This window comes from Rhodococcus sp. NPDC080181, assembly GCF_040702225.1.
Lineage (GTDB): Bacteria > Actinomycetota > Actinomycetes > Mycobacteriales > Mycobacteriaceae > Rhodococcoides > Rhodococcoides fascians.
Window position 1 is genome coordinate 148,849 of the sequence record NZ_JBFBKN010000012.1, and the last position, 12,560, is coordinate 161,408.

The window sequence follows — 12,560 nt, forward strand, 5'->3', positions numbered from 1 at the left end:
CGCACCCGAAAGAGAGAACAGCCCATGCCGATTGCCAGTCCGGAACAGTACGTCGCCATGTTGGACCGCGCGAAAGAGGGCGGGTTCGCGTACCCGTCGATCAACGTCACCAGCTCACAGACCCTCAACGCGGCGCTGCAGGGATTCGCCGAAGCCGAGAGCGACGGCATCATCCAGGTGTCGGTCGGCACCGCGCTGTACCTGTCCGGCAATGCCGTGCAGAACCGCTTCGCCGGCTCCAAGGCGCTCGCGCAGTACGCCCACGAAGTGGCGCAGCACTATTCGATCTCGGTGGCCCTGCACACCGATCACTGCCCCGCCGAGAACCTCGACGATTGGGTGCGCCCACTGCTGTCCGACGCGATCGAACGGCGCTCGCGCGGCCTGGCACCGCTGTACCAATCACACATGTGGGACGGCTCCGCCGTGCCGCTCGACGAGAACCTGCGTATCGCACGGGAACTGCTCGATCTGTCGGTCCAGGCCGACACCATTCTCGAGATCGAGGTGGGAGTGATCGGCGGGGAAGAAGACGGGGTGTCTCACGAGATCAACGAGCAGCTGTACTCCACCGTCGACGACGCCCGCGCCACGATCGCCGCGCTCGGTGCAGGCGAGCGTGGTCGGTACATGACGGCGCTGACCTTCGGTAATGTCCACGGTGTCTACAACCCGGACTCGGTACATCTACGTCCCGAGATTCTCGACGAGATCCAGTCGGTCGTCGGTGCCGAAACCGGAAAGGACAAGCCGTTCGATCTGGTCTTCCACGGTGGATCGGGCTCGAGTGCCGCCGATATCGCGTCGGCAGTGGCCAGCGGGGTGATCAAGATGAACATCGACACCGACACCCAGTACGCGTTCACCAGGTCCATCGCGGGCCACATGATCGGCAAGTACGACCAGGTTCTCAAGATCGACGGCGAGTACGGCAACAAGAAGGCCTACGACCCCCGATCGTGGGGCAAGCCGGCCGAGTCGGCCATGGCAGCACGCGTGGTCGAGGCAACCCAGATGCTCGGCTCGGTCGGACGCACGATGCGGTGAAGTTTCTCGGTCGAGTGTGTAGATATCGGCCGACCGGCTCCGTCCCAGGGGCGAATGCAGAAAGAATGACTGCATCCGACGCTAGGAGACATCATGGCCAAGTACCTCATGCTCAAGCATTACCGCGGGGCCCCCGAGCCTGCCGGCTGGACTCCGATGGACCGGTGGACCCCGGCCGAAGTGCACGACCATATTCAGTTCATGCAAGACTTCGCCGCTGAGCTCGAGAAGACGGGCGAGTTCGTCGACGCGCAGGCCCTGGCCCCCGAGGGAACGTGGGTGCGGTCGGACGGGGCCGGAAAGCCCCCGGTCACCGACGGTCCGTTCGCGGAGACCAAGGACTTGATCGCAGGTTGGATGGTCATCGACGTCGAGTCCTACGACCGCGCACTCGAACTCGCGGGGCAGCTCTCGGCAGCACCCGGTGCCGGTGGTGAGCCGATCGGCGAATGGCTCGAGCTGCGTCCGTTCATGGAGGCCCCCGCCACGATCGAAGAGTGACGGCACTCGTGGATCCTCACGCGCTGCGGATGCTGACTCCGTCCGTGATCGGCGTTCTCGTCCACCGCGGAGCAGATTTCGCCGCGGCCGAGGACGCCGTCCAGGAGGCGTTGGTGCAGGCGACGTCGGTGTGGGGAGTGTCGGCAGGGGAGGGTGACGCGCCGGCCGACCCGAAGGGCTGGCTCGTCACCGTGGCGTGGCGCAAATTTCTCGACTCCCAGCGATCGGAGAAGGCTCGACGGGATCGAGAGAACCGGGTTGCGGCCGAGCCGGAACCGGGCAGTGTCCACGGCGTCGACGACACACTGCAGTTGTTCTTCCTCTGCGCGCACCCGGTGCTGACACCCGCAGCAGCGGTAGCGCTGACGTTGCGTGCCGTCGGGGGTCTGACGACGCGGCAGATCGCGCAGGCGTATCTGCTGCCGGAGAAAACCATGGCCCAGCGCATCAGCCGAGCCAAACGGGCGGTGCGCGACGTCCGTTTCGACGCTCCGGGCGACCTCACGACGGTTCGGCGGGTGCTGTACCTGGTGTTCAACGAGGGGTATACCGGCGACGTCGATCTCGCGGCCGAGGCGATCAGGTTGACGAGGCAGCTCGCGACCCTGTCCGACGACGCGGAGACCGCTGGACTGTTGGCGTTGATGGTGTTGCACCACGCCCGGCGCGCTGCGAGAACCGGATCCGACGGCCGGCTGATTCCCTTGGCCGAGCAGGATCGGTCGAGCTGGGACACCGTCTCGATAGCCGAGGGAGTTCGGATTCTGCAGGCGGCGCTCGCTCGGGATCGGCTGGGCGAGTTCCAGATACAAGCCGCCGTTGCCGCCCTGCATGCCGATGCGCAACGGGTCGAGGACACGGACTGGGTACAGATCGTCGAGTGGTACGACGAGTTGCTCGCGATCACCGACAGTCCGGTAGTACGGCTCAACAGAGCTGTCGCGGTGGGGGAAGCGGACGGCCCGGCCGCCGGACTCGCGGCGCTCGCCGCCGTCGATTCCGCCGTACCGCGGTACCACGCGGTGGCTGCGCACCTGCACGAGAAGGCCGGCGATCTCCGGTTGGCGGCCGAGCTGTTCGTGCGGGCGGCCGAGTCGGCGTCCTCGGTGGCCGAGCGGCATCATCTGACGCTGCGCGCCACGCGAATTCGTACCGCAGGTCCGTAGAGATACCTGAAAACAGCGAACGGACCGGGCGGTTTTGTAATCGGATCGTTAGCGGTCGAAAGCGGAATTCGTGCAACCCTCGTATGGTGCTGATGTTGCCTGTGGGACAGATGAGAAGAAAGCTGACTCGATCCACCGCGGTGGTGACGGCGGCCGTACTGGCGTCGATAGTGTTGGCCGGAAATCCGGCGCAGGCGCTGCCGGGCACTACCGGATCGGCCGACGCGGCAGTCGGGGCCGTCGGAATCCACCAGGTGTCGGCAACGCGCGCGGTGCTGAACGTGTTCTCTCCGTCCATGAATCGTGTCATCTCCAACGAGGTGCTGCACTCGCCCGGAGGTGGTCCCGCGCCCACGCTGGTTCTGCTCAACGGTGCCCTCGGCAACGAGGACGGGGTCGGCTGGCTCAACAACTCCGGCGTCGAACAGTTCTTTCTCGACAAGAACGTCACCGTCGTCGCACCGATCGGCGGTCGGTTCAGCTTCTACACCGATTGGCAGACAACCGATCCGGTGCTGGGGACCAACCTCTGGCAGACCTATCTGAGCCGTGAACTACCCGCGGCCGTGGACGCCGCCTACGGCTCGACGGGCAAGCGCGGCGTCGCGGGGCTGTCGATGAGCGGTGGCCCGGCGCTGGATCTGGCGATCCAGGCCCCGGATGTGTTCGACGCCGCCGCGTCGTTCAGTGGATGCCCGGCACCGTCCAATCCGCTTGCCACCGCCGGCATCTCGGCCATGATCGCCGGCGGGCTCAACAATCCGTTCAACATGTGGGGGTTGCCGGGAAGTCAGGGATGGCGAGACCACGACCCGTCGCTCAACGTCGAACGACTTCGTGGAACGGCGGTGTACGTGAGCTCGTCACGCGGTGCGCCCGGCGCCGTGGATCGCATTCCCGACGGTGCCGTTCCACCGTTCGGCGGCATGGCGGTCGAAGCGATGGTCAACTACTGCACGTCCATCTTCGTCGACGCCCTGCGTCGGGCCGACGTTCCGGCGACGGTATCCATGCGCGACGAAGGTGCGCATACCTGGCCGCTGTTCGAGGACCAGTTGCGAGAGGCCTGGTTCACCACACTGGCTCCGGCTCTGGGAACCAGCTGATTGCGCCGACGCGCTCGTGGGTAAGTGTCGATGGACAGACCACCGACGAAGGGATCACCGGAACATGTCGAAGGACGATTTGCACAAGGGCGACAAGGTCGAATGGCAGACCCACGGAACTACCACCGAGGGAACGGTGCAGGAGAAGATCACCTCCGAGACCGAAGCCGCCGGCCGCAAGGTCAAGGCCTCGAAAGACGACCCGCAGTACCGCGTCGAAAGTGACAAGTCCGGAAAGGACGCAGTGCACAAGCCCGAATCGCTCGACAAGAAGGACTGATCCCGCTCCGTAAGCTTCTCGAAAGTTGCTCCTGCTGACGATCTGTACCCTCGGCTGGGACGGATCGTCACTTTGGAGGCAACGATGGGGACGACCCCGATGCGGATTGTTCGTGCACGTTCGCGTCTCGGTCGGTGGGGTAGCGGTTGCCGCACGGGGAGGACTCTTGTCGCTACGGGGACGCTGGCGATCGTGTCCGTACTCGTCGTGGGCTGCGGCGTGTTCTCCGGGGACTCGACCACGGACGCGGACACACCGTCTGCAGTGACCTTCACCGGGCAGATCGAGTCTCCCGACACGCTCTGCCTCGATGGAAGTGACACCGACACCGTCCGTCTCGCGACGTGCAACGGAACGCCGGCACAGCAAGTAGTCGCCGAGGCCGACGGCACGGTTCGGTCGCAATCGCAGTGCCTGGTGCCGAAGAACGGCGAGACCGCAGCCGGTGTACCTGTTGTCCTCGGTAGTTGCGACGACAGTGCGGTCGCCAGTTGGACAGCGGGCGAATCCGGTGCGATCGCTCTGACGGGCACCGGCCTCTGTCTCGCGGACGACGCACGGCAGACCTCTCGGCGTGTGGCCGTGCTGGCCGAATGCGACGGCTCGTCGGTGCAGACATGGACACCGGTAGCGGCCGCAGAACCGACCGCCGACAACCCCGGAGGAATTGCTGCACCCACCGGGGATCTGCCCGGCTGGAAGCAGATATTCGTCGACGAGTTCACCGCCCCGTCCGCCACCGGCAGTTGGTCCAATCAGTGCGACCCCTCGAAGGTCGTCTACACCGGAGCCGAGGGCCAGCGGTGGCGCACGTATCCGTCGTGCTATCCCGACACCTACGACAAACGGCCGTATCGGCCCGATGCAGTGCTGTCTACTGCCGACGGCGCTCTGCAGTACCACCTCGGTCAGGTCGACGGCGTTCCGGCCGGAGCGAGTATCTCCCCACTGATCGGTGCCGACCAGTATCAGACGTACGGACGATATTCGGCGCGTCTGAAAGTCGATTCACCGGATCTGACCGAGTACTACGCGGCATGGCTGCTCTGGCCGCAATCCGAGAATTGGCCGTACGACGGCGAGTTCGATTTCCCGGAAGGTGCGCTGTCGGGCAACGTCGGTGGGTTCCATCATTTCTCGGGCGAAGGCTCGTGCGCCGACGGGTGCAAAACGCCCGCCCTCGACATCGGCGCGCAGTTCACCGACTGGCACACCTACACCATGGAATGGTCACCGGGAAGGATCCGGTACCTCCTCGACGACACGGTCGTGTTGGACTCGACCGACTTCGTGCCGTCCACACCGATGCGATGGGAGCTGCAGACCGAAACCAAGGGAGACGGAAACAGCGAGGGCAATCTGATCCTGGACTGGGTCTCGGTCTACTCCTGGAACGGCTGATACGCGGCCCGCGCCGAGCGCTCGGCACCCCAACTGCGTTCGATGTAACCGACGATCGTGTCGATGTCCGCGTTCGAAATCTTCTCCGGCTCACCCCTTTCCAACGGATCCGTGTGGAAGATGTACAGGCGAGACGCGAATTGCTCGAACGGTAACGAGCCTTCGCCCGCGCGTTCGCCGTTCCCTGCCGTTCCGACGACGACTCCGTCACCCCAATCCTGCCCACTGTCGTTGTTGGGATTGAAGAAGTAGACCCGCATGACGCCGTCGGGATCGGGGGCAACACGCAGAATGGCGATGGCGTGCCACCCCACATACCGTGCAGCGCTGTCGGTTACGGCCACCCCGGCGGGTTGCGGGTGGATCAGCGGCTGATGGCCGTTGTACTCGGGGTGATAAGCGGCATGGAACTGCCGCAGGAAACCATCGAGATCGACCAGATTCCCGGTCGCGACGTCCACATCGATATGGAACTCGCGGGCCGACCACCACCCGTGGAACTCGGGATTGACCCAGCGATGCGGATCACCCGGCCTGCCGGCGCAGCGTCGGACCATCTCGGCGTAGATCCGGTCCAGGTGCGGAACCAGAATCAGCGATGCCGGGTCCAGATCGACCGGATCCGAGGTCGCGACACCACTTTCGCTGTCGACGGACGAGATCGACTGGCCCTCGAAGTGCATGACGATCTCTTCGTCTCGCGCCGCCCACACCACCATCTGCAGCAGGTAGTCGGGATCGTTGTACGCCCACATCGACAGCGCGCGCGCCGACTGACACGTGGGATTGTCGCCCTGGCCGACACCGAGCGGTTGCCCGAGCATGGAGAGCAACCCACCGAGCAATCGCGACTCCGGTGCCGGAACCGGACCGAAAGTGGTGATCAAGCGTTCTCGCACTGCGGGCGCGAGAGTGAGCGATAGCTGACGCCACAGGGACGGCACGATCGGCGGCTGATGCAGGATTCCGCGGTCGAGGAGCAGCGCCAATCCGTAGAGACTTTGCGCCGTCTCGGGATACACGGTTTCTTCGATCAGACGGTGGACCAATTCCGGGTAGCGAGTGAGGCACGTACGCCCGGTGTCGGACAGCCCCAAGGCCTCGGGCAGGACATACGAGTAGTGGTCGACGAGATACTGCGTGAGTGTGGCGTGGTACGGCGAAACGAGACCGGTGTCGTGCATCGCCCGTGCGAAACCGCGGGCCTCGAACTGCAGTGCCTCGACGTCCATGGCCTCGAGCCGGTTCCGGTAGACCTCCACGCCCGGGTCCTCGCGGCACGCGTCCGTGGTGCCGAACAACGCCGTGGTCAACCGATCGAGTCCCTGACCGGACGTGCCGAGATCGACGGTCGGGTCGTCGCGATAGATCGCAATGCGCGTGACCATGGACTTGATGGTGTCGACCTGGATCGGACGCTGACGCAGAATCCGCCAAATCTCCTCGAGCAACTCGTCCAGCACACTGTCGTAGCCGATTTCCCCGGCAACGTAGCCGAAGAGATCGCGGATCAGGTGTGCTGTCCGCCCCGAACGGACTCGCTCCGATTCCGAGGGCGGGGTGAACAACACCTCGAGGTTCAACGCGAGTACCTGGGAGAGGAAGCGTCGCGCATCGTCGGCGGTGACTGCGGGATGCTCGTACTCACCGGCGACGATCGCGACCATCCGCAACTCGCTGGCTGCTTCGAGAACCACGGTGTCGTCGTTGCCACTGCGCAGGCTCGGACCCACGAACGCGGGAACGAGAATGTCCGGCTGCGCCCAGTCCGTACCGGCGAACAGCCCGGCGTTCTCCAGCGCCGCGGCGCGTTCGCGTACCGCGCCACAACCGCCGGGCTGCAACAACACTCGGTGCACAGAATCCAGAACCCGTCGCACCTTGGTGCTCTTGCTGAACTCCGGTGCGGCGGCCAGCGCGTCGACGGCGTGATCGAGTTGCGCCAGCCGCGACATCAGAGCCTTGTCGATCGGTGCAGCGTCGTTCATCGTCTGCGTCGTGGGCTCTTGGTCGTTGCCGAGTTGCTGCTTCACACGTAGAAGTCCAGTTCTTCCTGTTGCTTGAGCAGGTCGCGCATCCGGTACGGATCATCGCCGAAGAAGTACAGCAAGCCCCAGTGGGTGCCGAAAGCCGTTCTCTTGGTGACGGTTTCCTCGACCGGTGCCGACAGGTCGTTGGTCTCGTAGTAGTCGTCGTCGGCGGTCACGTCGGGGATGACGAGATCGCTCACGACGCGTCGCCGGGGGTACACCCCGAAGCATCCCGCGTGACCGGTGGCATCCACCACCTCGCGCGGGAAGAAGGCGTCGATCTCTTCCTCGGTGGTCTTCGGGTCGAAGGCGAGAGCCAGGCCCTGGTACGCGTTGAAGCCGTACGCCCGCTCGAGGAGCTCGAACACCTTGAAACCTGGAGGACGATAGGCGACTTCGCCGAAGTACATCTCTCCGTCGCTGGTGACGAAGTACTCGGGATGGATGAACCCGAACTCGATGTCGAACGCCTTGATGAGCTTCTCGATCTGCACCGTGATCTGCTCGCGGTACTTCTCGAGTTCCGGCGTCGCGGGAACGAAGACGGAGTATCCGAGCGTGACGTACTCGGAGATGTTGAGGAACTTGATCTTTCCGTTGTGGATCCACGCCTCGACGGCGAACTCCCAGCCGTCGAGATGCGACTCCATCAGTACCGGGAACTCCTCGTCCGGGATGGAGTCGACTTCGTCGGGGGTCCGAATGACGCGGTGGCCCAGGCATCCTGCCTTGTCGAAGGCCTTGAGGTGGATGGGGTCGTTCGGGTCACCGTCGAGTTTGAGCAGCGTCTGGTTCACCCGACGCAGAAAGCGGATGACGTCCTCACGATCGTGTGCTTCCTCGAAGATGCCGACACGAATGCCACCGAGCTGTGCGCGGCGCTTCATCAGTGCCTTGTCTCGGAGCAGCATCGCCTGGCCGAACAACCTCGGATTGCCCAGCAGCACGGAATTGATGGCACCGGCCCACTCGACTGTCTCCTCGTACAGCGGTATCGCTACATCGACGCCTTTGTCTCGGAGAGTCTCCGCGATCTCGAGCGACCTGTCGTTGAGTCGCTCGAAGTTCCACGGTAGGTACGGAATGTCATGCTCGGTGCAGTACGCCTCGGCCCACTCTGGCGCGACGACGACGTAGCGTCGATCGAACGCGTCCAGGGCTTCCACTGCGGCCAAACTCCAGCCCAGCAGCGCTACGAAGCCTTTGTTCGGGTCTTTCTCCAGCCTCTGTGGCCGATCCATGAAGTTCCTTTCCCTTGTGATGCGCGGTCGAGGTCCTTCGCTCCACCGTACAGAGGGTGTTCGGTGCCGCTTTCCGGACCCGGTGCTCGGGAAGCCGGGACGCGATGTGCGCCGTCCCTCGAACTGTCGGGCCGGATCCTGCGCAGGGCTGGCAATGCGCTCGTTTGCCAGCGAAATGATCGATACAAGATCGTAAAAAGTCCAGATGCACGATTTGCTCGACAATTCGATTCGTGTGAATAGATTTTCGATCCGGAGCAACTAGTTTAATATTTAATCTCCAATTCGTACCGGTCGTATTTCTTTCAATTACGCCTCTGACCTGGCGTTTCAGGGTGAATGCGAATTCACTGCGCAATGTCTGAATCATCCCTATGATTCGAGATGCCGGCAATCAATTGTATTTATCCGCCGTGTATCCAATGCGATGTTCGGTCTCTCGAAGGATGAAACCATGACTGTTTCGGGCCGTGCTGTTCTGAAGCGTTCCTTGGTGACGCTCGGAACCACCGTATTACTTTCGGCTTTCGTAGTTCACGCGCCACAGGCCGCGGCCGCCACCTCGGGACAGATCAAGACGCCCGCAGGGTTCTGCCTGGACAACAAGGGCGGTCTCACCGGACAGAACAATCCCGTCCAGATCTGGGATTGCAACGGTACCGGCGCGCAGACGTGGACCGGTACCGAGGACGCCACGATTCGAGTGCAGGGCCGATGCTTGTCGCCGGCATCGGGCTACGCGGCGGCCGGCGTCGCGTTGACGACGTGGGCGTGCAACGGCAAGCCCGCGCAGCAATGGTCGATCCGTGGGGACGGCTCGATCTCGTTGCTGCAGAAGACCGGCCTGTGCATTCAGAATTCGCGTGAGGTCAACGGAAACCGACCGGTGTTGGCGAAATGCAACGGGTCTGCTGCTCAGAAGTGGATCACCGCGACCACGCCGTTTCCGACGACACCGCCCACGACGACGCCACCCCCCACGACGCCACCGACCACTCCGTCCACCACTCCCAGCGGGGTGGCAGCGCCGGTGGGCGACCTACCCGGTTGGAAGCAGATCTTCGTCGACGACTTCGCGAAGCCTTCCGCCGTCGGCAGTTGGGCCAACGACTGCGATCCCACCAAGATCGTCTACGTCGGTGCGCAGAATCAGAAGTGGCGCACATACCCCAAGTGCTACAAGGACACCTATCAGAAGCGCCCGTACCGAGCGGACGCCGTGCTGTCCACGCACGACGGCCTGCTCGATTACGGATTGCATAATGTCGACGGTGTCCCGGCAGGTGCCAGCGTCTCGCCGGTGATCAACGCGGCCGGGCAGAACCAGACATACGGACGATACACAGCGCGATTCAAGGTCGATTCGGCAACTCTGGCCGAGTACTACGTTGCGTGGCTGCTGTGGCCGCAGTCCGAAAGATGGCCTGCGGACGGTGAAATGGACTTCCCCGAAGGAAGTCTCGCGGGGCAGGTCGGCGGCTTCCACCACTACTCGGGTGCCGGTTCGTGCGTCGGCGGCTGCCAGGACGTCGCCCAGAACATCGGTGCGAACTTCACCGATTGGCACACGTACACCATCGAGTGGTCCCCGGGCCGCGTGCGCTACATCCTCGACAACTCCGTGGTTCTGGACAGCACCAAGTGGGTTCCCTCGGGTCCGATGCGCTGGGAACTGCAGACCGAGACCAACGGCACCGGAAACAGCAACGGGCATCTGTTGCTGGACTGGGTTTCGGTGTACAGCTGGGTAGGCTGACCCGGCCGCGTACCCAACCGACTGGGGCGTGCCATCGAGAGAAGGGGAGCGTCGATGACGGTCGACAAAACCGGTGCCGAAGTCGAGATCGACCAGCAGGCAGACAGGTTCACGATTTCGGTCGAGGGCACACAGGTCGGCTTCACCGAGTTCGCCGACGACGAGCAGGGCAGGCGCGTCTTCTTCCACACCGAAGTGGATGCGGCCTACGGCGGACGTGGTCTGGCCACGATCGTCGTTCGACACGCGCTCGACGCGACGCGTTCCGAGAACAAGCACGCCGTCCCGATCTGTCCGTTGGTGGCCGCGTTCGTCGGCGAACATCACGAGTACGACGACATGGTCGAGCCCGTCACGGACGATATTCGGCAGTGGTTGGCCGACCAGCAGGGATGATTCGTCGACCGATCGCCCGCCACGTGCGACGATCTGCAGCATGACCGATCCCGGACACCGCCCCGGCGGCACACATCTCTACCGTCGGTTGGTCACCCGGTCCGACGGCCCCTTGACGCCCGTTCGGGCGGCCAGGAGGCTCTCGGCGTACATCTACGGCAACATCCTGGTCCTCGCCGCGGTTGCCGCCTCCACGCCGAGTTCCATCGGGCACGGGACGGCGGCTGTTCTCGTAGCGGCCACTGCGGCAACGACCTTTCTCGCGCATGTGTTCGCAGATTTCGTCGCCGGGAGCCAGATACCGGAGGCGCACGGTGATGCGACGGACGAACAGCGCACGTTCGAGGCCATCGAGGAATTCCGGGATGCAGTCCCCATTCTGAGCTCCGGGACGTTTCCGGCGGCCATGCTGGCGCTCGGGTGGCTGTCGGTGCTTCCGGCGCAATGGGCCGAACTACTGGCCGGTGCGGTGATCGTCGTACGAATCGCCACCATACCGATTGTCACGGAACGAATTCGCGGGAACCGTCCGACGTTTCGGGCCCTGGTGATCGGGCTCGCCACTGCCGCCGTCGCGGCTCTCATCGTGCTGGCGAAAGTATTCTTGGGCCACTAGCTGCCCCTCGTGGACGGATCAACCGCCGAACTCTGCGTGCAGCTCCGGCAGAAACCCTGCGAGGTGGTTCATCTCCTGTCCGCAGTGCAGCAGCAGATCTCGGGCGAGGTCGAGTCCGAGAACGAGGTCGCCCGGATCCACGGACGCACCCCGGCGAACTGCGCACACGGCCTGCTTCGGATCGGGAACGTGCAATCCCCGTAGGTTCAGATAGAACCGGCTGCGCATCTCGGCACCGCCCTGCACCGGCCGAACCTGATGGGCGAGCCAGCCCAGATCCACCGGTGCGATGGAACTTCCCACTCGGCCGAAGACGACCGTCTGGTCTGGGGGAACGTCGAAACCGTGTGCAACAGGGTCACGGAAGCCGATACCCAGCTGCTGAAGCTTCGGGCCGACGTACTCGTCGACGAACGATGTGTTGCCGATGTACTTCGCCTTGTCCGGAATCGCGTGGGCCGTCCGGTCCTCGGCGAGTGCGGCGTGGAGGTGGGCATCGGGGTGCCACAGTTTGTAGCGGGCCGCCTCGGCGGAATGCCAACCGAACCACCAATCCCACATCGCTGCCGTGACCCGGGGCATCGCGGTGCGCACCGCCACGAACGTCATGCCGTCGGCGCGTCGTCCGTAGCCGGTTTCGATCGCCGAATATCCCGTCGGCGCGAGATCGGTTGTGATGGAATCGAAGTGCGGGACCCACTCGGGCGCTATCGGCGGCCCGCCGACTGCGTCGGTCACGACGGCCGGTGCCGGTGTCGTCCGTGCGGCGAAGAAATGGGCATAGGGCCGTCCTCGGTCGATGTCGCGGTAGCCCTGATACCGCTCGCCGCAGTGTTCGCTCGAACCGGTGCCGGGAGCTGCGACCGCTCGTGCTGCGGGGCCGAACACAGCCGTGGCCGCAGCCGCGGCGGCACCCACCATCATTTGTCGTCGCGACGGGCCGCGGCTCATCGGGCGGGGTTCCTCAACATCGGTTGAGACTACGACGTGACTTCGGCGACTGTCAATGGTGGGGCACTA

General features: G+C 64.1%; 12 protein-coding genes. 9 read left to right on the forward strand and 3 right to left on the reverse strand.

All coding sequences use genetic code 11. The features are described 5' to 3' along the window. Positions 1-24 precede the first annotated feature (24 nt). From fbaA to AB0O58_RS15870, 6 genes are all read left to right on the forward strand, one after another. Positions 25-1,047: a class II fructose-bisphosphate aldolase gene (gene fbaA, locus AB0O58_RS15845; RefSeq protein ID WP_032367298.1), complete on the forward strand. Its 1,023-nt coding sequence runs from the start codon at positions 25-27 to the stop codon at positions 1,045-1,047. Positions 1,048-1,140: 93 nt separating this feature from the next. Then, positions 1,141-1,548, forward strand: coding sequence for a YciI family protein (locus AB0O58_RS15850; RefSeq protein ID WP_366238482.1), 408 nt, complete (start codon positions 1,141-1,143; stop codon positions 1,546-1,548). A gap of 8 nt (positions 1,549-1,556) precedes the next feature. Then, on the forward strand, positions 1,557-2,714 hold the full coding sequence (locus AB0O58_RS15855) for a DUF6596 domain-containing protein (protein WP_366238492.1): 1,158 nt from the start codon (positions 1,557-1,559) through the stop codon (positions 2,712-2,714). A 110-nt stretch (positions 2,715-2,824) separates the two neighbouring features. Continuing rightward, on the forward strand, positions 2,825-3,820 hold the full coding sequence (locus AB0O58_RS15860; RefSeq protein ID WP_045842157.1) for an alpha/beta hydrolase family protein: 996 nt from the start codon (positions 2,825-2,827) through the stop codon (positions 3,818-3,820). Between the two features lie 64 nt (positions 3,821-3,884). Next, positions 3,885-4,100: a DUF2945 domain-containing protein gene (locus AB0O58_RS15865; protein WP_027495736.1), complete on the forward strand. Its 216-nt coding sequence runs from the start codon at positions 3,885-3,887 to the stop codon at positions 4,098-4,100. A gap of 192 nt (positions 4,101-4,292) precedes the next feature. Then, complete coding sequence (locus tag AB0O58_RS15870) at positions 4,293-5,501, forward strand: ricin-type beta-trefoil lectin domain protein (protein ID WP_366238483.1); 1,209 nt, start codon at positions 4,293-4,295, stop codon at positions 5,499-5,501. On the opposite strand, the gene AB0O58_RS15875 is transcribed toward AB0O58_RS15870, so the two are convergent. Both AB0O58_RS15875 and AB0O58_RS15880 read right to left on the reverse strand, forming a co-directional pair. Further along, on the reverse strand, positions 5,483-7,489 hold the full coding sequence (locus AB0O58_RS15875) for a hypothetical protein (protein WP_366238493.1): 2,007 nt from the start codon (positions 7,487-7,489) through the stop codon (positions 5,483-5,485). The genes AB0O58_RS15870 and AB0O58_RS15875 overlap by 19 nt on opposite strands. Positions 7,490-7,530: 41 nt before the next feature. Beyond that, complete coding sequence (locus AB0O58_RS15880; RefSeq protein ID WP_027495739.1) at positions 7,531-8,772, reverse strand: acetyl-CoA carboxylase biotin carboxylase subunit family protein; 1,242 nt, start codon at positions 8,770-8,772, stop codon at positions 7,531-7,533. Between the two features lie 454 nt (positions 8,773-9,226). Between AB0O58_RS15880 and AB0O58_RS15885 the strand changes: the two genes are divergently transcribed. The 3 genes from AB0O58_RS15885 to AB0O58_RS15895 are packed head-to-tail and all read left to right on the forward strand — an operon-like array spanning position 9,227 to position 11,540. Further along, entirely contained in the window at positions 9,227-10,528 is a 1,302-nt protein-coding gene (locus AB0O58_RS15885) for a ricin-type beta-trefoil lectin domain protein (RefSeq protein WP_366238484.1), read from the forward strand. Positions 10,529-10,582: 54 nt separating this feature from the next. Further along, positions 10,583-10,924 carry a GNAT family N-acetyltransferase gene (locus AB0O58_RS15890; protein WP_204878601.1) on the forward strand — a complete coding sequence of 114 codons (342 nt, stop codon included), beginning with the start codon at positions 10,583-10,585 and terminating at the stop codon, positions 10,922-10,924. A gap of 40 nt (positions 10,925-10,964) precedes the next feature. Then, on the forward strand, positions 10,965-11,540 hold the full coding sequence (locus tag AB0O58_RS15895) for a hypothetical protein (protein ID WP_052053454.1): 576 nt from the start codon (positions 10,965-10,967) through the stop codon (positions 11,538-11,540). An 18-nt stretch (positions 11,541-11,558) separates the two neighbouring features. On the opposite strand, the gene AB0O58_RS15900 is transcribed toward AB0O58_RS15895, so the two are convergent. Continuing rightward, a complete protein-coding gene (locus AB0O58_RS15900; RefSeq protein ID WP_255032519.1) occupies positions 11,559-12,491 on the reverse strand; it encodes a hypothetical protein in 933 nt (310 codons plus the stop codon). Between the last annotated feature and the right edge of the window lie 69 nt (positions 12,492-12,560).